This window comes from Macrococcus animalis (genome assembly GCF_047425875.1).
GTDB lineage: Bacteria > Bacillota > Bacilli > Staphylococcales > Staphylococcaceae > Macrococcoides > Macrococcoides animalis.
In genome coordinates this window covers 2,134,262-2,157,069 of record NZ_CP179727.1, presented here as the reverse complement: position 1 = coordinate 2,157,069, position 22,808 = coordinate 2,134,262, and the positions used below count along the sequence as shown (strand labels likewise).

Below are 22,808 nucleotides of genomic sequence, written 5' to 3'. Positions count from 1 at the left end.
TTTTTTATTTGTTTAAAAATATTGATTGATACTGTGTTTCGACCATTCCATTCTCTAAATCAATAGATATTCTACCATCCTTTTGCGTATTCAAGATTTTTATTCCTTCATGTTGTAATGCCTCAACCGTTTCACGATGCGGATGACTATAACGATTTTTTCGTCCTGCAGAAATTATACCTATTTTAGGATCACGTTTGAGTAACGCTTTACTTGTGCTTGTTTTACTACCGTGATGGCCAATTTTGACAATATCAATTGGTTCTAATATTTGGTTAATTATTTCATCCTCATACTCTTTTCCTAAGTCCGCCAAAAATAATATATTTTGCCCAGGTTGATGATACTTTAAGAATACAACAATACTATCATCATTCTCTTCTCCTGTATCTCCTACATTTAAAAATTCTAGCGTTGCTTTATTATTAACATTCATATAATTATTAAGTTGTTTTTTGTCATTATTTAAATATTGATTTACATCAATTAGTTCGATGCCGTTTGCTTTGGCTAAATTAATAACATTTTGATATTTCTCGCTGCCATGTGCTTTCGCATCAAGTAATATTCGTTCTATCATCTCTGCTTTTATTAAATTTTCTGTTTCACCAAAATGATCTGCATCAGGATGAGTTAAGATTAAAGTATTTATTTTTGAAATTCCACGGTGTTTTAAAAATGGAATTGTCGTTTTATCGCTAATACTCTGCGCATCTTGACGCTTCTCCCACGGTTTACTAAATTCGAGTTTACCCCCTGTATCAATCATAATAGTCTTTTTTCCTAATTCTAAGATAAATGCATCGCCTTGACCCACGTCAATAAAATGCACTATATCTTTATTATCTTTTGCTGAGAAAATAGCTATTATAATTAATAGTATCACTCCTAAATATCGTAATATATTCTTTTTACTGAAAAGATATATAAGAATTGCAAATAATAAAAAATATAAAAGCATGTGCTGCTGACCAATTACCATTTCAAATCGCGACATTTGCATAAATTGTGCTGTCAGTACATCATTAATCATAAAAGAAAAGTTTACGAGATTTATCAGCCACATCATTTTATAGCTCAACATAAACATAATTAAGGCTAATGTACACAAAGGAAAAATTATCAATGTAAATAATGGTATGTAAAAAATATTCGTGATAATACCAATAAAATAGTTATTATTAAAATGATAAAAAAGAATTGGAATCGTTACAAATTGAGAGATTATATTAATGAGGAAAAACTGAAAAATTGTTGAGCGTTCCTTATAAAGCGGTAAAATAAGAATAAAACTAAAACAAATAATATAAGAAAGTTGAAAGCCTATATCAAATATTGCAAATGGATCATAAAGTATATTAATTATCAATGTGAGTGACAATAAATCAATCATTTGCGTTTGGCGAGCTGGATTAAACAATATCAGTAAAATAAAAATTGTTGAGCGAAATACAGATGGCTGTCCCCCTGTAAAAAACAGATACATAGGCAGTAAAATAAATAATAGTGATTTACAGAACACGAGCGGAATATTTAACCGACGCATAACAGAGTACAATTGAACTGAAATTAGCGCAACATGGCTACCGCTAATAGCATATAAATGATATATACCTAATGTTTTTAGTATATTCATTTCTTCCTTATTTAAATAACTAGTATCACCTAGTGTTAAAGCTATTAAATAGCCTTTATGAAGTATATCAGATTGGTTCATCAAAAGTGCAATATTTTTCCGGTAATCTTGAATACGTTCTACTATGTTCAAATTAGATTTTTGGCAATTCTGCCAATCGATACTGGAAATTTTTACGCTGCCTTTTTTATATGTATGATATAAAAATGCATCATAATGAAATCCTGAAAAATTCGTATTTGGTAAGACGTGCTGTCGACTAAACTGGGCACTACAATAATAAAAAGATAAATTCAATTTTTCTAAATGAATTTTTTCAGCTTCGTTACTTATTTTGTATAAAAATTGATAATTATCATTTTTCATTTTAAAAGAACCCATTAATAAATTTCCATCAATTTTCAAATCATCTGAAAACCTAACATCACTTTTTCCACTTGTATTTGGATCAAAATCAAAAGGCAATGATTCACGTCTAAAATCATTTGTACTATAGAAATAAAGTGATATAAAAAATGCAGTAATAAAAATGAATACCCACTTTTGGAAATGCTTCTTTATTATAATAACGCTCGACAATAGAATTAAACATATTGTTGTTAAAATGGAATGTTTCCATACTACACCTGCTATTATAAGCAAAACGACAATTAAGCCCACATTACCTCCAATCTTTACATATGTTCAAAATACCCGGCAACATGTTTTGGATTGAATTCAATCTTTTCTGTTTCAATATTCGCTTTCTGTAATAGCTCAATAGCATACGGATGGTTTTTATAATTATGTGCATAGTATATCTTTTTAATACCTGATTGAATAATCGATTTAGTACAATGTATACATGGAAAATGAGTAACATAAATATCAGCACCTTCAGTTGAAACACCCATTTTCGAACATTGTAATAGCGCATTCATTTCAGCGTGAATAGTCCGGATACAATGTCCGTTTTCGACATAACATCCTTCATCGATACAATGTACTTCTCCAGATACAGAGCCATTATAACCACCTGCAATAACGCGATTTTCTTTAACAATCGTTGCGCCAACACTCAAACGCGTACACGTAGAGCGTAAAGCTAATAATTGTGATTGTGCCATAAAATACTCTTTCCATTGAATTCTTTCCATGAAATCACCTACGTCGTTTTGAACTAATTGTAATATTTATTCATATTTTATTCAAGATGATATCAATTTATATACATATTTTTTCTGATAGTATCTGTTAAATAGATATATAATCTTTTAAACTTTCATATGTCTTATCACCTATACCTTTAATTTCTTTTATTTCTTCGATACTCTTAAAACCACCATTAGATTCTCGATATTGAATAATTTCTTGTGCTTTTTTTGGACCAACTCCTGGTATTTCTTCTAATGCACTTTGCTCAGCAGTATTAATATTAACTACTTTTTGTTTACCTTCAACACTGCTATTATTACTTAATCCAATTTGCTGTTGGTACATCGAAAATTTTTCTTCTTTCACTTCACCTTTAAACGGAATATAAATTACCATTGCATCTTGCAATGTTGCAGCTAAGTTCACAGCATCTAAGTCTGCATTCTTAAGCGGTACTGCAAGCTGAACGATATCGTTGACCACCTGATTAGATTTTGCAGGGTATACACCACTAAATTTCACAGCACCCTTAATATCCACCTTAACTCCTGTAACATCTTGCTTCGTATTTGCAACATTAGTTGCTTTCTCATTGACCGGTAAGACAGAACCTTTCGACTCATTTGGATCTAATACACCTGTATTCGCAAATTGATTATTTGGCATTATATGTTGCGCTTCATCTGACTTATTTTCTTTTTGAAAGACAATAATCGTAAGAAGTAATGCAATCAAAATAATACAACCAGATAATAGTTTGTTTTTTTCTATCCATGATTTTAACGTTTCAAAATCCATAAAAAAACACCTCCACATAATTATCTGTAGAAGTGTCTGAACTATTTTATTTGTCACAAATTAAATAATATTTTATTAATTATTTCTTTTTCACAACAAAAAATACACGCTCAAAATATTCATCTTTTTTTGTATCAATAACAAAGTTTGGATCAAAATCTGCAAATATCGTGATAGTCTCAAACCTTGCTTGTTTGAGCATCGTTAAATAATCACTAATTTCAAATGTTCTTTGATAATGTTGTTCATCAAAACGATGATACACACCATTATCTTCAGTAAAGAACGTTAAATCATGATAAACGGAATAAGGTACTTCGCCTTGGACTGCATGCCAAACATACAACATCCCTTCTTGCTCATCACTATACGTTTGATTCGTAAAATATGCTTCAAATTTCGCTGTGCTATGTACATCAAAGATAAAGACGCCATCGTCATCTAAGTGATCATATACACGATTAAATGTTGCTATCACATCATCAGATTCAGCCAAATAATTTAAACTATCACATAAACACGTAATTGTTTGATACGTTTGATTTAATTCAAGATTAGTCATATCTTGTGCAATGAACGTAACATCATTACGTTTCAACGCAGCAATAGTCAACATATCTTCACTTAAATCAACACCCGTTACTTTGATAGTCTTCGGTAATAATTCGATGAACGATCCTGTTCCTGTTGCTAAATCTAAAAGATTATTTTTTAAATACGGTTGAATTACAGCTAGCCATTTGTCATACGGTTGATCATACATAAATTGATCATAAATCGATGCAAATTGCCCGTAAGACATTACACTTGCTCCGGCTCATATTGAATAATTTCTTGATCACGATATAACTTTTCTAAATTATAGTAATCACGCTCTTCATGGTGGAATACGTGCACTACAACGTCACCTAAGTCTACTAGAATCCAACGTGCTTCATTGAATCCTTCTAAACGGTTCACTTCTATACCATTTTTTTGTGCTTCATCTTTTACTTCACGTGCAATAGCTTGAACTTGACGATCACTATTACCTTCACAAATAACAAAATAATCTGTAATCCCAGTAACATTTGCAACGTTAATTCCAATAATATCTTCTGCTCTTTTGTTATCACAAGCGTCAAACGCTAGTTCTAATAATGCTTTTGCTTCCATTCAATCATTCCTTTTCTTTTATTTCTGTAAGTTATAGTAGTTTAAGCATTCTATCGTTTTAGGATAAATAGGCTTATCATTCTCAATTAAAAATAATGCAGTACGTTTTGAAATTTCATAAATTGCTTTATCTAATTTCTTTTCTCCAAAAACAATCTCACGAATTTCTTCTACACCAGGTTGTGTACGACCGGGTTCAATATAATCACTAATAAAAATAATCTTTTCATTTAATCCCATACCTGCACGGCCTGTTGTATGATAATAAATCGCATCGTAAATTTCTGAATCAATTTCATGCTTATCTTGTAAATACGCTGCAGCTATTGGACCATGTAGAATCTCTGAATTATATGTTAGTAAATCATTATCCAATTTGTATTTCGTTACTGCTTGATATAATAAACTGAGTTCATCATACTTCGCATAATCATGTAATATGCCAGCCATTTCAACAGTATCTTTATCTCCATCAAAAATTTCTGCCATTTTTACGGCTGTTTCCGCTACACGCATTGAATGTTCGAATCTTTTCTTAGGTAATTTCTCTTCAACAAGTTTTCTAGCTTTCTTTTGCTTCATAAAGACGTTCCTTTCTTATAAAACGTTCAATTGTATCAATCACAAAACAACGAATTGTTTTACCATGTGCGATACGTTCACGAATCATTGTTGAACTAATATCCATTCTCGGTATATGAAAAGCCTGGAACGGTGCAGGTAAGTTTTGCGTATCAACATCACGATTCACCACAATAAAAGTAATCATTGATTTTAATTTCTCAATTTCAAACCATTGGTCAAGTGCTTCATATTGATCCGTACCAATAATCATTGAAATATTTGCATCTGGATACTTTACTTTAAGATAAAGCATTGTATGATACGTGTAACTTTTTCCTTCTCGTTCTAATTCATATCGTTCTACCTCACCAAACCCAAGAAAATCAATTGCCATATTCAACATAATAACACGTGCATCATCACTGACACGTGCTCCTCGGTCTTTTAAAGGGCTCTGACCGGTTGGTATAAATAAAAATAAATCAGGTTGTATATGTTGATACACCTCATTTGCCACTGTTAAGTGACCCATGTGTATTGGGTCAAAAGATCCACCATATACAACGATATTCATCTTGGCAATTCAATCTTCTTATTATTGACTGAAGGTTTATACAAAATAATCGTAGACCCAATCACTTGAACTAATTCACCATATACACGACGTGCTATCGTTTCAGCAACCTCTTGCTTATCATCATCGTTATTTTGAAGAACACTTACCTTTATCAGTTCTCTCTTTTCTAATACGTCATTTAATTGTTCAATTAAATTGTCATTTACGCCACCTTTACCAATTTGAAAAATTGGATCTAAGTGATGTGCTTCTGCTCTTAAATATCTCTTTTGTTTTCCTGTTAACATTGATTTCTTCCTTTCAAGGCTGTTTGTACTGCTAAAGTCATAGCTTCAACGTCTGCAACATCACCGGTCCAAATTTCAAAACTTTTGGCACCTTGCATGACAAACATACCTAATCCATTTATTATTTTTAAATCTTGTAATTCAGCTTCTTTTAAAAATGCTGTTTTTTCTGGTGTATAAATAATATCACTTACAACACACGATTTATTTAAATTATGACAACGTATGATGCTCGGCTCATCATAACCCGTCATTCCAACTGGCGTAGTATTAATAACCAAATCGTACCTTGATAAATTATCAAGCCTATCATACGTTAGACATTCTATTTCAAATGGCCAAGATTGAATACGCTCTAAAGATCGATTAGCCACTGTAACACGATGATTTTGCATTAAAGTATAACTTATTGCACGACTTGCACCACCTGCACCTAAAATCAATACATTCATATCATCTCTCAAATAATCTTGAATACTCATTAGATACCCAAGACCATCCGTATTATATCCAAACCATTTATTATTTTTTATGAGTACTGTGTTTACCGCACCAATCATTTGGGCTGTGGTATCAATTTCATCACAATAATTCATAATATCTATCTTAAATGGAATCGTAACATTAAAACCATCCAATGCTTTTTCATCGATGATATCCTTAATATGATGAAAATGTTTTGGATCAATACTTAAAGCACAATATTCATCGTCTCGTCCTAAAGCTTTAAAATTAGCGTGATGCATTATTGGCGATAAAGAGTGACTTATAGGATACCCAATGACAGCAAAGTTCATTTTGACACCTACTTTATAAAATACTTGGTCTTAAATATACATCGACTTGTTTCGGTGCATATACGTCAATTACAGCTCCTTGTTCTACTGTAATAAACCCTAGACCAGATATAATAATATCTTGTTTATCTTCTTTAATTGATAATGTCGTCTTACGTACATTATCAAAGTCAAAATTTTTCGTTCCCGGTGGTGTTAATAATTCACCAATTTGACGTCGCCATAAGTCTTCAGCATTTACTTGTTTAGTACGGTGAATATTTAATACATTAGAAACAAAACAATTTAAACTACGACGTCCGCCTGTCATATAATCTATACGCACTAATCCACCCAAGAATAATGTTTGACCTTCATTTAACTGGAAATTACGCGGTTTGATTTCATCTTTCGGCATAATAATTTTTAATTCATTATCACTCACATAATGTGTCATTTGATGTGTTTGAATGATCCCTGGTGTATCATACATGAATGAAGTATCATCCAGTGGTATATCTATCAAATCAAGTGTTGTACCTGGAAAATGTGACGTTGTAATTACGTTCTTTTCACCAACACTTGTTTCAATTAATTTATTGATTAACGTTGATTTTCCTACATTCGTAGTACCAACAACATAAACATCTTTACCCTCGCGGTGTGTTTCAATCGCCTCTAATAACGTATCAATACCGTGATTTTTTTGAGCTGAGATTAATATAACATCATCTGCTTTCATTTCTAACTCTTTCGCTTGCTTTTCAATCCAAAGTTTTACACGGCGTTTGTTGATGAGTTTTGGTAATAAGTCCATTTTATTAGCCGCAATAATTACTTTCTTATTGCCAACGATTCTCTTTAAACCACTAATCCAAGATCCTTGAAAATCAAATACGTCGATAACGTTAACAACAATACCATCTTTATCACTTAATGCATTCAACATGGTTAAGAAATCATCACTCGTTAAATGGACATCTTGAATTTCATTATAATGCTTTAATCTAAAACAACGTTTACAAATGACATCTTCTTTATTTAAACTTGAATTTGGAACGTACCCTGGCTTCGATTGATCCGTAGATTGTAAGACCGCGCCACAGCCGATACACTTCATTTCATTACTCAAATACTGTTCCTCCTGAATATCAATTATCAATACTTCTATTTTAGCACATAACACAGTTTAAGTATTGTAAGACAAAATAAAAGGGCTGTGCATATAAGCATAAGCACGACCCTCTCAAAATAAGCGGGTGATCGGAATCGAACCGACAACATCAGCTTGGAAGGCTGAGGTTTTACCACTAAACTACACCCGCATATATTAAATTCGTATAAATATAATATCGAATAATACGATTTTTGTAAAGAGTAAAGATAATTTGAAAAAAATTGTTCACGATAATTAATTAAAAAAGAGTTCAGTTTTAATCTGAACTCTCTCGACTATTTATTTAAATCAACAATTACGCCTTCTCCACCAATCGTAATCGGTTGCGTTCCGTCCCATTTATCAATCATCTGTTTACGAATAATTTTATCAGTTAATGATTTTTCTAAAATTTCGTTGGCTTTCGATTGTCCTTCAGCTTCAATTTGTTTCTTTTTTGCATTTTGTTCAGCAATGGCACGATCTGTCTTCGCTCTTTCTAATTCTTGATTCGCTTTTACACGTTCATCAATCGCATCTTGGGTTGCTTTATCAGCTTTAGGACTTGAAATAGCAATATCTTCAACGATAAAGCCTTGCTCTGTTAAATTTTGTTGTAATTGTTCTATTGTATTTTTCTTAATTTCACCCGTTTTTACACCAAACGTTTCAATGACTGAGAATTTCGCTACTGATTGACGCAATCCATCTAATACTCGTGTACGTAAAAATCCATTTTCTAGTCCGGTAATATCCGCGTTTCCAAACTTATTAAAGATCTTTACTACTTTCGTCGAATCTACATGATAGTTCACGCTAATATCCATATTTAAATTCTTCCCATCACTTGTAGCTACATTTAGGTCTGTATATTCTTTTGTTTGTGTTCGTATTGGATAATGCACAGCTTTATCAAGTGGGAAAATAAAATGCCATCCTGCTGGTTTAGTTTCTTCTTTCACACCACTAACAGAATAAACAACAGCCTGATGTCCTTGAGGTACTTTTTCTATTGACATAAATGCAAGCAATATTCCCAACAATAAAATGGATCCTAGCACAGCTGTTAATATTAATGACTTTTTGTTCATTGGCTTTCTTGGTGTAGAACTTTTTGGTCTAATTGGTTTTACTGATTGTGTCGATGAGTTCATTAACTTCATCCAACTCCTTTTCTAATTGTTTTATCTCTGCTAAATCTTCAATCATATCTGACTTCGCAAAGATTTCACGCTCCAACATTTTCTTCTTACTCTTTAATGCGGCTTGATTTAATTCGTATTGACGCTGTGCTACTTCGTTTTGTATTTCTATGTTATGCAATGATTCTTTTAGACTAAAATAATCATATAATTTATTCAACACGAAATATAATACTACGAGTACAATCATTAATACGAGCAACCATATTAATAATAATTTCAAATGCATCCTCCTCTTAAGAAGTATTGTATTTATTCTATCATTAAATATTGCTCAAATTAGTACATAGTGTGAATTTTTAAGGTAACTTTAAGGTTGTTTAAAACTAAATAAAAAAGAGATAAATAAATTTGTCTCTTTATATAGGCAAATAATAATCCACTAATTATCCCAGTTTATAAGTCCTTTTTTCTTAAAGTAGGCTAAAAACTTACGTTCAATCATACGGTTTAGACGTGTTTTCCATTCATCATTTGATTTCACTGGTACAACCATAATTGAATAAAAACCATTTGAATTTGCAGCGAGCACGTCAGTCATCATTTGATCACCAATTACAACCGTATCTTCTGGTCTTACCCTCATAGCCGTACAAGCTTTCTTAAACGCTTGACCCATTGGCTTTCTTGCATTAAAGATATAATCAACTTTCAATGGTGTTGCAAACGTCGCAACACGTGCCTGATTATTATTCGATACAATTGTTACTTTTATATTATGCTCACGCATACTGTTAAACCAGTTAATTACTTCAGGTGTCGCTAATGCTTCGTCCCAACCGACTAATGTATTATCCAAATCTGTAATGATTGCCTTTACACCAAGACCTGATAATTCCTCCGGTGTAATTTCAAAAACTGATTTTGCATACTTACTTGGTAATAAATATTTTTGAAATACTCCCATATGTCACCTCTAAAAATTATTATAATGCTTATTTATACCCATTATTGCAATCAATAACCCCAATCCACAAAGGATTGGGGTTACTTGCATTATTCGATTTCTTGATTTGGAGCGTAATCTACTTCAGTTCCAGTGTAAATCATAAATCCGATAATTGCAGTAGCAATCACAGATAATGCCATAATAAAAATCATAATTGCGCCTCCTATCTCCTTGCAGGTAATGTATCTAATATTGATTTTACAATTTTAGAACTTGATACGCAAGCTACTTTTAAGAACTCATCAAAACTCATATTCGCTTCACCATTTGCTAAATCTGAGATAGCACGGGTAATAATAAATGGAACATCAAATTGGTGACATGTTTGTGCTACTGCTGCAGCTTCCATTTCAACTGCTAATGCCTCACTAAAATTTTTTATTATAAGTTGTTTTTGATCAGACGAACCAATAAAACTATCACCAGAAACGATTAAACCGATATGTGCTGTTAAATCATTTTGACTAATTGCTTGTTTTGCAATCATGATTAAATCTTGATCTGCAGCATAACTTGATGGCATGCCTGGAACTTGACCTAATTCATAACCGAAAGCAGTAGCAACGACATCATGATGTAAAACATTTTTACTTATCACAATATCACCAACGGATAATGCACTACCTAATCCACCCGCACTACCAGTGTTAATAATCAAATCTGGACTATATTCTTTAATTAATAAAGTAGCACAAATTGAGGCATTAACTTTACCTATACCACTTTGCATTAAGACTACTTCTTTACCATAAAGGTAACCTTTATAAATTTCAACATGTGCTTGTTTTTCAGTAACTAAGTCTGTCATGTCATTTTTTAGGATTTCAATTTCCTCTTGCATAGCACCGATAATACCAATCATGGTCATTCCTCCAAATAAAGATATAAAAAGAACAAACATTCAATGTTTGTCCTTTAATTATGAAGCTATCATTAACTAATTTCTACGATTTTAACTTTCATTTCATTACCGTTTGGAAGTGGTACATTTACTTCTTCGCCAACTTTTTTTCCTAATAATGCTTTAGCAATAGGTGATTCATTTGAGATTTTACCTTCAAAAGGATCAGCTTCTGCAGAACCTACGATTTTGTAAGACTCTTCTTCGTTACCCGGAATTTCTGTAAATGTTACTGTTCTACCTAATTGTACTTCTGATTTAGATCCATCATCTTCAATTATAACCGCATGTCTTAACATCATTTCAATTTTTGTTATTTCTTGTTCTACAAAACCTTGCTCATCTTTAGCAGCATCGTACTCTGAGTTCTCAGATAAATCACCAAAGCTACGTGCTACTTTGATTTTTTCTACAACATCAGGGCGTCTTACAGTTTTTAAGTGTTCTAACTCGACTTCTAACTTTTCAAATCCTTCTTTAGTCATCGGATACTCTTTTTGCATTTCCATGGATAAATCCTTCTTTCTACTAATTCACTTGAATTAATGATTGTATTTTTGTTGTCATAATATCGATCGCCACTGCATTACTACCACCTTCAGGGATAATAATATCTGCGTATCGTTTCGTTGGTTCAATGAATTGATTATGCATTGGTCTAACAACTGTCAGATATTGATCAATAACAGATTCCATCGTACGACCACGTTGTTCTATATCTCTAACCAATCTTCTTAAGATACGAAGATCTGCATCCGTATCAACATAAATCTTAACATCCATTAAATCACGAAGTGTTTCGTTTTCTAAAGCAAAAATGCCTTCTACAATAATAACATCTTTTGGTTCAAATGTAATCGTTTTCTTACTTCTTGTATGATTTGTATAATCATATGTTGGTACTTTTACATTATTACCATTTCTTAAATCAATTAAATTTTTGATTAACAAGTCATTATCAAAAGCTAATGGATGATCATAGTTTGTTTTTAAACGTTCTTCAAAACTTAAATGATCTTGATTTTTATAATAATAATCTTGTTCAATCAAAGCTACACTGTAGCCTTCTAAATTTTTAAGGATTTTCGAAGTTACTGATGTCTTACCAGAACCAGAACCCCCTGCAATACCGATGATTGTAGTAGATGTCATTAGTTTAGTTCCTTCCTCATCATATTCATTGGGTAAACTGGATGATTAACTTTAATTTGAACGACTTGGAGTGGATGTCGCGCTGCATCTAATGCTGTACCTTCCTCATCATAGATTACGTCAATCACTTGTTTAAAGTTTTCAATTTCAGGACCAAAGAATTCAACCTCTTGACCTGGTTTAAAGTTATTTCGTTGTTGTATTGTCGCAATTTGTGTTTCTTCAGAATAGTCTAACACTAATCCACAGAAATCAAAAGGTGTTTTTTTAGATTGCTCATGTCCAAACATTTGTTCTTCAAATCCAGGTACACCTTCAAAGAAAGCACTTGCAGTATCTCGGTTTGCACATTTATCTAATTCGATTAACCATTCTGGATCGATTTCAAAATTCTCAGGATCTGCACAGTAGGCGTCTATTACTTTTCGGTATATAGAAACAACTGTTGCAATATAGTGAATTGACTTCATTCTCCCTTCAATTTTTAAAGAATCGACGCCAATATCAATCATTTTAGGAATTGATTCTATTAATTTTAAGTCTTTGGGACTCATTGCAAAAGGAGTAGCATCACCATCGTAAACAACGTCTAATTCACCATTATCCACTGTTAATAAGTCATAATCCCATCTACAACTTTGACAACAACCACCACGGTTAGAATCACGTGCAGTCATATGGTTACTTAAGGTACAACGACCTGAATAAGCGATACACATCGCACCATGAATAAATGCTTCAATTTCAATATCAATTTTTTCTTTCATTTCTTTTATTTCTTCAGCAGTTGTTTCACGAGCTAATACGACACGTTCTAACCCTTCAGATTTCCAATACTCAACAGCTTTCACATTTGAAAGTGATTGTTGCGTTGATAGATGAATTTCTAAACGGGGTGCTACGCGTTTACATGTTTCAATGATAAGTGGGTCAGCTACTATAATACCCGTTGCTCCAGTACTTTCTAAAGCAATTAAATAATCTTCTAATCCATCCATATTTTCATCATGGGCAATAATATTTGTAGTGATATAAATTTTTGCACCGTATTTGTTTGCAAATTCAACACCTTCTTTAATCTCTTCAATTGTAAAGTTATCGGCATTTGAACGTAATCCATATTCTTGTCCACCAAGGAATACAGCATCTGCGCCGTAATGGACTGCAATTTTTAATTTTTCAAGATTGCCAGCAGGTGCTAGTAATTCTGGTTTTTTTAATATTGTTTTTGGCTTTTTTATTTCTAATTCCGTTTTCATCAAATCATTCCTTAATATACAGTTTGTTTAAATAAGAATCCTTGGTCTAGTGGACGGTGTTCTGGTTGGATTTCTTCTATCATATCAACTAAATCAAATTTAGCATCTTCATATGCGTCTACATCTTCTTTATATAAATCTAATGCTTTACGATAAGCTTTAGTAACGGTAGTAATATATTCTTCTGAGTGTAAAACACCATCAATCTTAAATGAATCAATACCTGCTTCAATCAGTTCTTCTAACTCTTCGATAACGCAAATATCATTCGGACTCATAATATGTGTTCCATTTTTGTCCTCAAAAATTGGGTATTTATTATTACGTTCTTCGTCATACAATAACATTGCATCTTTAATTTCGCGATTTTCAATCTTCATTACTTTATCTTGATACAAGAAGTAATTCCCTAATAGACTTCGTTTAGATTGGAACATACATGTCATACCATGAACTTGTACTTCTATTGCAACGTTACTGTTTTCTTTAATATTTATTACTTCATCAAGTGATAATTCACGTGCTAATACAGCGCGATTCGCACCACGCTCACCCCAGTAATTGACTTGGAAATGGTTTGTAACCAATGTTTCTTGATTCCATTGTAATGGGATAGTATTACCTAATTCTCGTTCATACATAACGATTGCCGGATCCCCAAAAAGAATCGCATCGGGTTTTTCTTCATGTAAGAATTTCATATAATCTTCAACAGCTTCTAAATGTTCGTTATGAAAAATGCCGTTGACAGCAACATATACTTTTTTACCGTGCTCATGAATTAATTTAATGGCTATTTTTAAGTCCTCACGATTAAATTCGCCTGCTAATCGCAAGCCGAATTGCTGTTCTCCAATCACAAACGCATCTGCACCTGCTTCTAATAAATCACTAATATGTGTTAACGACTTTGGTGTTACTAATAATTCTGTCATAATGTACTCCTTTATTTTTTCACTGAAATACTCATTCCATCCCCTATATCGATGAAATTCGTATTATAATCTTTATTTTCACTTAGCCAAGTATTGTATCTTTCAATCTTTCGCACCATTTGCTTTATATTACGACTTCGTACAATTTCAATATTACCTACAAAGTCATGATATAAAATGTTATCTGTGATGATTAACCCACCTTGTCTTACCAATGGACTATACAACTCAAAAAACTTGCGCGATTGAGCCTTAGCTGCATCGATAAATAATATATCATATTCTTTATCGCTTACCTCATCAAATGCTTCAAGTGCATCTTTAAAGATTGGACGAATTTGATGTTGCTTTTGATATGATTCGATATGTTTCAAAGCAGATTTATACATTTCTTCACTACGTTCAATCGTAGTTATATGCACTTCTTCATTTACTGATGCAAAGTGTAATGCACTATAACCTATAGCAGTACCAATTTCGAGCACAGATTTTGATTGATGAATTCGAATCATCTGTTTAACAAACTCAACTGAAATTTTATCCATGATTGGCACTTCATTTAACTTTGCAATTTCAATTAAATCATCGATAGCGTTCACCGGATTCAATCTACTAATATATGTCTCTTCTTTAATCAATTGAAACAATCCTTTAACGAAAAAATTACCAACCACATAGGCTGGTAGTTGTGTTTTTATTTTCATGATATTGTACCATAAAACGATAAAAAAAGTAATAGTAAAATTACTACGTATTAATATAAAAAAATAGGACTATGCGTCCTATTTCTACTGCTGGCTGTCAATATGTTTATCCTTTAATTTTAAATGCTCATCATATGTTTTCGAGAAGTAGTTTTTACCATCTTTTGCTGCTAAGAAATATAGATAATCTGTCTTCGCAGGGTTTAATACACTTTCCATAGATTCTTTACCGCTTGTTGCGATAGGTCCAGGTGGTAATCCTGTATTAATGTATGTGTTGTATGGTGAATCTACCTTTAAATCAGCTTCATAAGTCACTGCTTTATGACGACCTAGTGCATATAATACAGTCGGGTCAGTTTGCAATGGCATTGCTGGATTCTCTTCCATACGATTAATAAATACAGATGCAATCTTCGCACGATCCGTCAAACCGGTAGCTTCACGTTCTATTAACGATGAGAATGTCAGAAACTCATGGAAATTTAATCGACGTTCAGTACCATTCTCAGTTAATAATACACCACCATATTTATCCCACAACGGGAATGCATTTTCTTCAGTTGCGGTAAGCATCTTATCAACGATTTCTTCTGTCGTTGGATTCTTTTCAGTGAAATCATACGTTGCAGGATATAAATAACCTTCTAACGGGTATTTAATCTCTTTATTATATACATCTTTTGTAATTAACTTCGGATGTTTCTTCTGCATTTTCTTGATAAATTCTGAATCATTTACTTCTTTAACGAAGTCCGATTTCTTAATTTTTGTTTTCTTTTGAACAATATCCCCAATTTGTTCTATCGTAATTCCTTCAGGAATATTCATTTTAAAGACAACAGGAATGTATACTTCTCCTTTTTGAAGACTTTTAGAAATTTGTTTAAAAGTCATTGATGGTGACAATTCATAACTTCCAGCTTGAAAGTTTGAAATATTATTAAATTTTAAATAGTACTTAAACATCGTACTACTTTTAATAATTTTTTCTTTTTCTAATTTTTCTCCAATCATTGTTGCAGACTCACCAGGCAATATCTCTACTTTCGTTGTAGATTTATCATCGGGATTTAGTGGCTTTTGGCTAGAGTTCATATAAAAGAAACTTCCAATCGCTAAAATACACACGCCTATTAATATTATTCCAATAATGATAGAAGAAAGAAGCTTAGAGAAAGATTTTGAATCTCTAATCTCTTTGTTTCTATTAGACATATTTAAACTCCTTTGGCGTTATAGCACTTCTTCGTCAAAATTTGTATTAACGAATTCTTCGATCATATCCCATTCTTCGTCAGTTTCGATTGGCATAAATTTACCACCGTCACCTTCACTATCAGGTTCATTAATCATTGGGATTAATTCTATTTCTTCTTCTTCGTCAGATCCTTCTTCAGCTAGGATAACATATTCTTTTTCAAATCCCGGGTGATAGAAGCTTACTAATTTACGATATAATACTTCGTTTCCTTCTTCATCAAATAATGTTAATAACTCTTCTTCGTTATTAATATCCAAAGTCTCTTCGTTTACTTCTTGATTATTCATTTCTTCTGTCATTTTAATCATCCTTTTTATTTAGAATTTAAATACCCTTGCAATATGAATACTGCAGCCATTTTATCAATAACTTGTTTTCTTTTCTTACGTGAAACGTCTGCTTCGAGCAGTGTTCTTTCAGCACCGACCGTAGAAAGTCGTTCATCCCACATCACTATTGTAATATCCGGGCAACTACTTTTCAACATTTCACCAAACTGAATCGATGCTTCTCCCCTCGGACCTACTGAATTATTCATATTTTTAGGTAATCCAATAACAGCAGTATCAACATTATTCTCATCTATGATTGTTTTAAGTTCATCTAAACCAAATTCATGATTTGCTTCATCGATGCGGAGTGTAGTAAGACCTTGTGCAGTCCATCCCATAGCGTCACTTAAGGCAACACCAATTGTTTTCGAGCCAACATCTAAACCGATTATTTTATTCATTTCCTTTAGTCTCTGATTGTATATAACTTGATACAAGTTGCTCCATTATATCATCACGGTCTAATCTTCTAATTTGATTTCTTGCATCATTGTGTCTTGGAATATACGCTGGGTCTCCTGATAATAAATAACCAACAATTTGATTAATTGGGCTATATCCTCTTTCTTCTAATGTATTATATACGTTCAATAATACAGTTCTTACTTCTTCTTTTGGTAATTCATCAAAATTGAACTTCATTGTTTTATCGAAATTTTCCACTGCAATACACTCCTTTGTATGACATTTATTCAATAATATCATACTATAAAACATTTTTTAATTACAATGTATTAATGTAGTCCTTTACAAATTGTAATGCGGTTGTAATATCAGCAGGATTATTTGCAGCACCTTGAGCTGAATCTGGGCGCCCTCCACCCTTACCTCCTGTTACATTAGCAACACCTTTAATAATGTCACCTGCTTTAACTTGTGAAGTTTTATCCTTTGGTACACTAGCCATATAATTTAACTTATCATTTGCAGCTACAATGAAAATAACTGCGTCCTGTAATTTAGAACGATAATCATCCATTAATTCACGTAACATTTTGTTATCTTCAGCTTCCACCTGAACAGCTAATACTTTAAGACCGTTGATTTCTTCAACTTGTTCTGTGATGTCACCCATTTTAAGTGAAGCGATAGATTTGTTTAAGTCTGTGATTGTTTTTTCTTGTGTACGAATGTTAGTAGTTAACTCATCTATCTTAGCTACCAGTTGATCTTGTTGTTTCACTTTTACTTTTGGTAATATTCTATTTACAATCTCTTGGTATGCTGATAAATATTCATATGCTGATTTACTTGTCACAGCTTCGATACGACGTACTCCTGCACCTGTTCCCGATTCAGAAACAATTTTGAATAATCCGATTTCACCTGTGTTGCGCACATGAACACCACCACATAATTCAATCGAGTAATCGCTCATCTCTACAACACGAACAATTTCGCCATATTTTTCACCGAATAATGCCATAGCACCTTTTTCTTTCGCTTCATTAATTGGCATTTCATTGATTTCAACACTTAAATTAGCCCAAATCTTTTCATTTACAATTTGTTCGATTTTTGCAATTTCTTCATGCGTTACTGGCCCGAAATGCGAGAAGTCAAATCGTAAACGATCAGGTGTTACAAGTGAACCTGCTTGGTTTACGTGTGTACCCAATACATCTTTTAATGCTTGGTGCATTAAGTGGGTTGCACTATGGTTCTTAATTACAAATGTTCTAAAGCTTTTATCAACTTGCGTCTTCACTTTCGCACCAACTGTTACTTTCCCAAAGCGAATTGTTCCAGTATGAAGATTTTGACCATTCGGCGCTTTCGTTACTTCAGTCACTTCAATTTCAAAGTCATCATTTGAAATAATACCTATATCTGCAACTTGTCCACCACTTACCGCATAGAATGGTGTTTCAGATAATATAAATTGAATCTTATCTTCTTTTGAAGATTCAACGTTTTCAACGTTTTCAATGATTGCAATAATTTCTGTTTCGTTTGATAAGGTTTCATATCCGACGAACGTACTTGGCATAGTAAGGCTTGATAATACTTCACTTTGTACTTGCATACTTTGTGTTTTTTGACGACTTTCACGTGCACGGGTACGTTGTGCTTCCATCGCGTTTTCAAAACCAGCGTGATCTACTTCAACACCCGCTTCTTCCGCTAACTCTTCAGTTAACTCAACAGGGAATCCAAATGTATCATATAGTTTGAATACATCCTCACCTTTTAACTGATTAGTTGAACTTTTCGCAGCTTCTTTTAATGCATTGAAATGCACTAAACCTTCTTCAAGTGTTTCGTGGAAACGGTCTTCCTCAGATTTAATGACTTTCTTAATGAAGTCTTTATTATTATCAACATCTGGATAATAAGGCTTCATAATGCTTGCTACGATATCTACTAATTCATACATGAAAGGCTTATTAATATCTAATTTTTGAGCAAAACGTACCGCACGACGTAATAAACGACGTAATACATATCCACGACCTTCATTTGATGGTAATGCACCATCACCAATCGCAAAACTTACTGTACGAATATGGTCTGCTATGACTTTAAATGCAACATCATCTGCTTTATTCGTACGATATTTTTTACCAGAAATCGCTTCTGTTTGTTCAATAATTGGCATAAATAAATCTGTATCATAGTTTGTTGGAACGTCTTGTGAGATTGAAGCCATACGCTCAAGCCCCATCCCCGTATCAATGTTTTGCTTAGGAAGTGGTGAATACGTATGATCTGGATTATGATTGAATTCAGAGAATACTAAGTTCCAAACTTCTAAATAACGTTCATTTTCTCCACCTGGATACATTTCTTCAGCAAGATCTTCTGTTCCGTATGTTTCTCCGCGGTCATAGAAGATTTCAGTGTTCGGTCCACTTGGCCCTTCACCAATATCCCAGAAATTCCCTTCGATACGTGTGATTCGATCATCTGTTAAGCCAATATCGTTTACCCAGAAATTATAAGCTTCTGTATCTTCTGGATGAATCGTAACGTATAATTTTTCAGGGTCAATCGCCATCCATTTTTCGCTCGTTAAGAATTCCCAAGCAAATTCGATTGCTTCTTTTTTAAAGTAATCGCCGATTGAGAAGTTTCCTAACATTTCGAAGAAAGTATGGTGACGTGCAGTAAATCCTACATTTTCAATATCGTTTGTACGAATTGATTTTTGTGCATTCGTAATGCGAGGATTTTTCGGAATCACACGACCATCGAAGTATTTCTTTAAAGTCGCAACACCTGAGTTAATCCATAATAAAGTGTCGTCATCAATCGGTACTAATGGTGCTGACGGTTCTATCATATGCCCTTTCTCAACGAAAAAGTCTAAATACATTTGTCTAATTTCTGCTGCTGTTAATCGTTTCATCTTTATCTTCTCCTTTTTAAATAAAAAAATACACGTTATCCCTATAAAAGGGACGAACGTGTTCGCGGTACCACCCTAGTTATGACAAAGTCATCACTCGATTAATATTCATAAATTATAAGATAAAGTAGCTTCAGTAATATCAATCATATCTCGCACCAACCGATATGTCTCTTTGAAATTGAGGGATTACCTACTCAGCTTTAAATTTGAATTAGTTAAATTATAATGGAATTGAATGTCTATCGTCAACTTAAAGATAATCAAACGGCGTAATATCTTCCATATTAATCATTGGTGACACGAGATGCATATTTTCTTCGGTCATTTCACCGACTTTAAATGGCAGTCTATTTGAATGCTTATCTTCGTTTTCATCAGAATTGTCATCCGCGTTTTCATCACTTAATTCTTTTTGCTCATCCTTACTAAAGTAATCGAGTAGAAATTGATAAAATGATGTAAATCTAGCGTTTCCGAGTCGTTTAATCCCAGAATTAAATGCATTCACGTCACCACAAAAAATCAATGACTGTTTGGCCCGTGTTAAGCCTGTATATAATATATTCTTCTGTAACATTCTATAATATTGATTCACGACTGGCATAATAACAATTGGAAATTCAGAGCCTTGTGATTTGTGAATTGAGCAGCAATACGCATGTGTAATTTCAATTAAATCTGCCTTCGTATACGTTACCTCATTACCATCATAATCCACAATGACAACATCTTTATTCAGCGCATTTTCAGCTGCTTTAAAGATGCCAACGATTTCTCCAATATCCCCATTAAATACACCGTCTTCAGGTCGATTGACCAATTGTAATACTTTGTCATGATTACGATAGATAACATCGCCAAACTCCATTTCACGTACTTTTTCATCTGCAGGGTTTAAGATTTTTTGTAATACTTTATTGAGTGCACGAATCCCTGCATTTCCACGATAAATTGGCGCGAGTACTTGTATATCGCGCATATCATATCCTTTGTTAACAGCTGAAGTTACAATTTTTTCAATAACTTCAGGAATCTGATCTGTTGAACAAGGAATAAAACTACGATCACTATAACGCTTCGTAATATCGAACGGTTCATTACGTTTGATTTGATGAGCAAGTTCAACAATAGAAGACCCCTCTTGTTGACGATACACTTCATTGAGTTCGATTTGCGGCATAATTTGAGACTCAATTAAATCTTTGAATACTTGCCCAGGACCAACTGAAGGCAATTGATCCTGGTCTCCAACAAAGATGATTTGTGCATCATTGGGGACAGCCTTCATCAATTGGAACATCAACCATGTATCAACCATCGACATTTCGTCAATAATAATCAATTTTGCAGTAATTTCATTTTCTAATATATCGTCTGGTTTATTTTCACGTGTCCAGCCGATTAATCGATGAATCGTTGTCGCTTCAAGTCCAGTTGATTCATATAACCTTTTGGATGCTCTACCTGTTGGTGCGGCCACTACTATTGGAAAGTCTTGCCCGTCGTAATCATCATAATCAAGACTTAGTCCATGAAGTTCGGCATAGAGTGTGACAATACCACGAACGACAGTCGTTTTACCAGTACCTGGCCCACCTGAAAGAATCATCAACTTACTATTCATCGCTTGCATTAATGCTTCTTTTTGTTTTTCAGCATATGTCACTTCAAATAACTGTTCAATTTCACCAATTGCAAGCATTACTTCAGACTGCTCGAATTGCTTAAGTTGTTCTTTATGATTCATCAAACGATATAAAATCTGAACTGTTTTGGTTTCAGAATAAAACAAACTTGGAATATAAATATTTTTTTCGTGTTCAACTAACTTTTCTTTTATCTCACAAAGTTCAGTCAGTGCAATAACAAGTGCATCAGGGTCAACTTGAGAGCCATTTTTAGTCAGTAATTCGTAACTTGTTTCCAGTAATATTTGATCTGGAATATACGTATGACCATTTTGTAATGAAGCTTGTTCAATGCCATAAACTAATGCTGCTTTCAGACGTTCTGGATGATTGTTATCTATACCAATTTGACGGGCCAGTTCATCCGCTTTATTGAATCCTATCCCGTCTATATCCATCACCAGTTGATATGGTGATTCATTAATAATACTTATCGTCTCTTCCTTGTAAAATTGATAAATTTTCATTGCAAGTTGAGGACCAAATCCCCAATCATTAAGTTGAATCATCACTTTTTCAATAGCTTGATTTTCATTGATTGTATTATAGATTAAATCCTTTTTTTCTCGAGCTAGTTTAGGAATTTTATCTAAACTCGATTTATCATCCAAAATGATATTGAGTGCATCCTCACCTAACATTTCCACAATTGTTCTCGCAGTCTTTTTACCCACACCTTTAAATAAATCACTTGATAAATAATGAATGATGCCATCTTTAGATTGCGGTAAGTCTTTCTCAAACTTGTCAGCTTGAAGTTGTTTACCATATTTCGCGTGTGTTACAAGTTTACCTGTGAATGTATAGGTATCACCCTCTGCGATTTGAGGGAGGAAACCTGTGACCGTCACTTCATCATCAAAATCTTCATTTGTATCGATCACTTCGGCTTTTAATACCGTATAAAAGTTATCGTTATTTTGAAAAAGTATACGGATAATTGTGCCTTTCACGTAAGATTGATCAAACAAAGTGGCGTTCTCCAAG

General features: G+C 33.2%; 25 protein-coding genes and 1 tRNA gene. All 26 read right to left on the bottom strand.

The window, feature by feature from the left end:
* Positions 1–4: 4 nt before the first annotated feature.
* Positions 5–2,296: a DNA internalization-related competence protein ComEC/Rec2 gene (locus tag ACMGE9_RS11370; RefSeq protein WP_414042881.1), complete on the bottom strand. Its 2,292-nt coding sequence runs from the start codon at positions 2,294–2,296 to the stop codon at positions 5–7.
* A 14-nt stretch (positions 2,297–2,310) separates the two neighbouring features.
* The gene (locus ACMGE9_RS11365) at positions 2,311–2,772 is read right to left on the bottom strand and encodes a ComE operon protein 2 (protein ID WP_414042880.1); all 462 of its coding nucleotides are present in this window, start codon (positions 2,770–2,772) and stop codon (positions 2,311–2,313) included.
* A gap of 97 nt (positions 2,773–2,869) precedes the next feature.
* Complete coding sequence (locus ACMGE9_RS11360; RefSeq protein ID WP_414042879.1) at positions 2,870–3,568, bottom strand: helix-hairpin-helix domain-containing protein; 699 nt, start codon at positions 3,566–3,568, stop codon at positions 2,870–2,872.
* A 79-nt stretch (positions 3,569–3,647) separates the two neighbouring features.
* A complete protein-coding gene (locus ACMGE9_RS11355; protein WP_414042878.1) occupies positions 3,648–4,370 on the bottom strand; it encodes a class I SAM-dependent DNA methyltransferase in 723 nt (240 codons plus the stop codon).
* On the bottom strand, positions 4,370–4,723 hold the full coding sequence (gene rsfS / locus ACMGE9_RS11350; protein WP_414042877.1) for a ribosome silencing factor: 354 nt from the start codon (positions 4,721–4,723) through the stop codon (positions 4,370–4,372). Before rsfS ends, ACMGE9_RS11355 begins: the two co-directional genes overlap by 1 nt.
* An 18-nt stretch (positions 4,724–4,741) precedes the next feature.
* A complete protein-coding gene (gene yqeK / locus ACMGE9_RS11345; protein WP_414042876.1) occupies positions 4,742–5,305 on the bottom strand; it encodes a bis(5'-nucleosyl)-tetraphosphatase (symmetrical) YqeK in 564 nt (187 codons plus the stop codon).
* Positions 5,286–5,861 carry a nicotinate (nicotinamide) nucleotide adenylyltransferase gene (gene nadD / locus ACMGE9_RS11340; protein WP_414042875.1) on the bottom strand — a complete coding sequence of 192 codons (576 nt, stop codon included), beginning with the start codon at positions 5,859–5,861 and terminating at the stop codon, positions 5,286–5,288. Before nadD ends, yqeK begins: the two co-directional genes overlap by 20 nt.
* Entirely contained in the window at positions 5,858–6,151 is a 294-nt protein-coding gene (gene yhbY, locus ACMGE9_RS11335) for a ribosome assembly RNA-binding protein YhbY (RefSeq protein WP_414042874.1), read from the bottom strand. The genes nadD and yhbY overlap by 4 nt, the downstream gene beginning before the upstream one ends.
* Positions 6,145–6,948: a shikimate dehydrogenase gene (aroE, locus tag ACMGE9_RS11330; protein ID WP_414042873.1), complete on the bottom strand. Its 804-nt coding sequence runs from the start codon at positions 6,946–6,948 to the stop codon at positions 6,145–6,147. The genes yhbY and aroE overlap by 7 nt, the downstream gene beginning before the upstream one ends.
* A gap of 13 nt (positions 6,949–6,961) precedes the next feature.
* Positions 6,962–8,059: a ribosome biogenesis GTPase YqeH gene (gene yqeH / locus ACMGE9_RS11325; protein ID WP_414042872.1), complete on the bottom strand. Its 1,098-nt coding sequence runs from the start codon at positions 8,057–8,059 to the stop codon at positions 6,962–6,964.
* 122 nt (positions 8,060–8,181) lie between these two features.
* A tRNA-Gly gene (locus ACMGE9_RS11320) sits at positions 8,182–8,252 on the bottom strand.
* Positions 8,253–8,379: 127 nt separating this feature from the next.
* Positions 8,380–9,237: a prohibitin family protein gene (locus ACMGE9_RS11315; protein ID WP_414042871.1), complete on the bottom strand. Its 858-nt coding sequence runs from the start codon at positions 9,235–9,237 to the stop codon at positions 8,380–8,382.
* Positions 9,203–9,508, bottom strand: coding sequence for a hypothetical protein (locus tag ACMGE9_RS11310; RefSeq protein WP_414042870.1), 306 nt, complete (start codon positions 9,506–9,508; stop codon positions 9,203–9,205). Before ACMGE9_RS11310 ends, ACMGE9_RS11315 begins: the two co-directional genes overlap by 35 nt.
* A 159-nt stretch (positions 9,509–9,667) precedes the next feature.
* Positions 9,668–10,192 carry a YqeG family HAD IIIA-type phosphatase gene (locus tag ACMGE9_RS11305; protein ID WP_414042869.1) on the bottom strand — a complete coding sequence of 175 codons (525 nt, stop codon included), beginning with the start codon at positions 10,190–10,192 and terminating at the stop codon, positions 9,668–9,670.
* Between the two features lie 205 nt (positions 10,193–10,397).
* Complete coding sequence (gene mtnN, locus ACMGE9_RS11300) at positions 10,398–11,096, bottom strand: 5'-methylthioadenosine/S-adenosylhomocysteine nucleosidase (protein ID WP_414042868.1); 699 nt, start codon at positions 11,094–11,096, stop codon at positions 10,398–10,400.
* A gap of 71 nt (positions 11,097–11,167) precedes the next feature.
* Complete coding sequence (gene greA, locus ACMGE9_RS11295) at positions 11,168–11,644, bottom strand: transcription elongation factor GreA (protein ID WP_414042867.1); 477 nt, start codon at positions 11,642–11,644, stop codon at positions 11,168–11,170.
* Positions 11,645–11,663: 19 nt separating this feature from the next.
* Positions 11,664–12,287 carry a uridine kinase gene (udk, locus tag ACMGE9_RS11290; protein WP_414042866.1) on the bottom strand — a complete coding sequence of 208 codons (624 nt, stop codon included), beginning with the start codon at positions 12,285–12,287 and terminating at the stop codon, positions 11,664–11,666.
* Positions 12,287–13,546, bottom strand: coding sequence for a peptidase U32 family protein (locus ACMGE9_RS11285; RefSeq protein WP_414042865.1), 1,260 nt, complete (start codon positions 13,544–13,546; stop codon positions 12,287–12,289). The genes udk and ACMGE9_RS11285 overlap by 1 nt, the downstream gene beginning before the upstream one ends.
* 11 nt (positions 13,547–13,557) lie before the next feature.
* Complete coding sequence (locus ACMGE9_RS11280) at positions 13,558–14,481, bottom strand: peptidase U32 family protein (RefSeq protein WP_414042864.1); 924 nt, start codon at positions 14,479–14,481, stop codon at positions 13,558–13,560.
* A gap of 11 nt (positions 14,482–14,492) precedes the next feature.
* Positions 14,493–15,119, bottom strand: a complete 627-nt coding sequence (locus ACMGE9_RS11275) for an O-methyltransferase (protein WP_414044497.1) — start codon at positions 15,117–15,119, stop codon at positions 14,493–14,495.
* Between the two features lie 150 nt (positions 15,120–15,269).
* Entirely contained in the window at positions 15,270–16,403 is a 1,134-nt protein-coding gene (mltG, locus tag ACMGE9_RS11270) for an endolytic transglycosylase MltG (RefSeq protein ID WP_414042863.1), read from the bottom strand.
* An 18-nt stretch (positions 16,404–16,421) separates the two neighbouring features.
* On the bottom strand, positions 16,422–16,748 hold the full coding sequence (locus tag ACMGE9_RS11265) for a DUF1292 domain-containing protein (RefSeq protein WP_414042862.1): 327 nt from the start codon (positions 16,746–16,748) through the stop codon (positions 16,422–16,424).
* A 14-nt stretch (positions 16,749–16,762) separates the two neighbouring features.
* On the bottom strand, positions 16,763–17,182 hold the full coding sequence (ruvX, locus tag ACMGE9_RS11260; RefSeq protein ID WP_414042861.1) for a Holliday junction resolvase RuvX: 420 nt from the start codon (positions 17,180–17,182) through the stop codon (positions 16,763–16,765).
* Positions 17,175–17,444, bottom strand: coding sequence for an IreB family regulatory phosphoprotein (locus tag ACMGE9_RS11255; RefSeq protein ID WP_414042860.1), 270 nt, complete (start codon positions 17,442–17,444; stop codon positions 17,175–17,177). The genes ruvX and ACMGE9_RS11255 overlap by 8 nt, the downstream gene beginning before the upstream one ends.
* A gap of 61 nt (positions 17,445–17,505) precedes the next feature.
* Entirely contained in the window at positions 17,506–20,130 is a 2,625-nt protein-coding gene (alaS, locus tag ACMGE9_RS11250) for an alanine--tRNA ligase (protein ID WP_414042859.1), read from the bottom strand.
* Positions 20,131–20,383: 253 nt separating this feature from the next.
* Entirely contained in the window at positions 20,384–22,807 is a 2,424-nt protein-coding gene (locus ACMGE9_RS11245) for an ATP-dependent RecD-like DNA helicase (RefSeq protein WP_414042858.1), read from the bottom strand.
* Position 22,808: the final 1 nt, after the last annotated feature.

What these genes read in the sequence shown, in the direction of transcription:
- ACMGE9_RS11365 (WP_414042880.1), bottom strand. Translation starts at nt 2,772, where the DNA reads ATGGAAAGAATTCAATGGAAAGAGTATTTTATGGCACAATCACAATTA.
- ACMGE9_RS11360 (WP_414042879.1), bottom strand. Translation starts at nt 3,568, where the DNA reads ATGGATTTTGAAACGTTAAAATCATGGATAGAAAAAAACAAACTATTA.
- ACMGE9_RS11355 (WP_414042878.1), bottom strand. Translation starts at nt 4,370, where the DNA reads ATGTCTTACGGGCAATTTGCATCGATTTATGATCAATTTATGTATGAT.
- rsfS (WP_414042877.1), bottom strand. Translation starts at nt 4,723, where the DNA reads ATGGAAGCAAAAGCATTATTAGAACTAGCGTTTGACGCTTGTGATAAC.
- yqeK (WP_414042876.1), bottom strand. Translation starts at nt 5,305, where the DNA reads ATGAAGCAAAAGAAAGCTAGAAAACTTGTTGAAGAGAAATTACCTAAG.
- nadD (WP_414042875.1), bottom strand. Translation starts at nt 5,861, where the DNA reads ATGAATATCGTTGTATATGGTGGATCTTTTGACCCAATACACATGGGT.
- yhbY (WP_414042874.1), bottom strand. Translation starts at nt 6,151, where the DNA reads ATGTTAACAGGAAAACAAAAGAGATATTTAAGAGCAGAAGCACATCAC.
- aroE (WP_414042873.1), bottom strand. Translation starts at nt 6,948, where the DNA reads ATGAACTTTGCTGTCATTGGGTATCCTATAAGTCACTCTTTATCGCCA.
- ACMGE9_RS11315 (WP_414042871.1), bottom strand. Translation starts at nt 9,237, where the DNA reads ATGAACTCATCGACACAATCAGTAAAACCAATTAGACCAAAAAGTTCT.
- ACMGE9_RS11305 (WP_414042869.1), bottom strand. Translation starts at nt 10,192, where the DNA reads ATGGGAGTATTTCAAAAATATTTATTACCAAGTAAGTATGCAAAATCA.
- mtnN (WP_414042868.1), bottom strand. Translation starts at nt 11,096, where the DNA reads ATGATTGGTATTATCGGTGCTATGCAAGAGGAAATTGAAATCCTAAAA.
- greA (WP_414042867.1), bottom strand. Translation starts at nt 11,644, where the DNA reads ATGGAAATGCAAAAAGAGTATCCGATGACTAAAGAAGGATTTGAAAAG.
- udk (WP_414042866.1), bottom strand. Translation starts at nt 12,287, where the DNA reads ATGACATCTACTACAATCATCGGTATTGCAGGGGGTTCTGGTTCTGGT.
- ACMGE9_RS11285 (WP_414042865.1), bottom strand. Translation starts at nt 13,546, where the DNA reads ATGAAAACGGAATTAGAAATAAAAAAGCCAAAAACAATATTAAAAAAA.
- ACMGE9_RS11280 (WP_414042864.1), bottom strand. Translation starts at nt 14,481, where the DNA reads ATGACAGAATTATTAGTAACACCAAAGTCGTTAACACATATTAGTGAT.
- mltG (WP_414042863.1), bottom strand. Translation starts at nt 16,403, where the DNA reads ATGTCTAATAGAAACAAAGAGATTAGAGATTCAAAATCTTTCTCTAAG.
- ACMGE9_RS11265 (WP_414042862.1), bottom strand. Translation starts at nt 16,748, where the DNA reads ATGACAGAAGAAATGAATAATCAAGAAGTAAACGAAGAGACTTTGGAT.
- ruvX (WP_414042861.1), bottom strand. Translation starts at nt 17,182, where the DNA reads ATGAATAAAATAATCGGTTTAGATGTTGGCTCGAAAACAATTGGTGTT.
- alaS (WP_414042859.1), bottom strand. Translation starts at nt 20,130, where the DNA reads ATGAAACGATTAACAGCAGCAGAAATTAGACAAATGTATTTAGACTTT.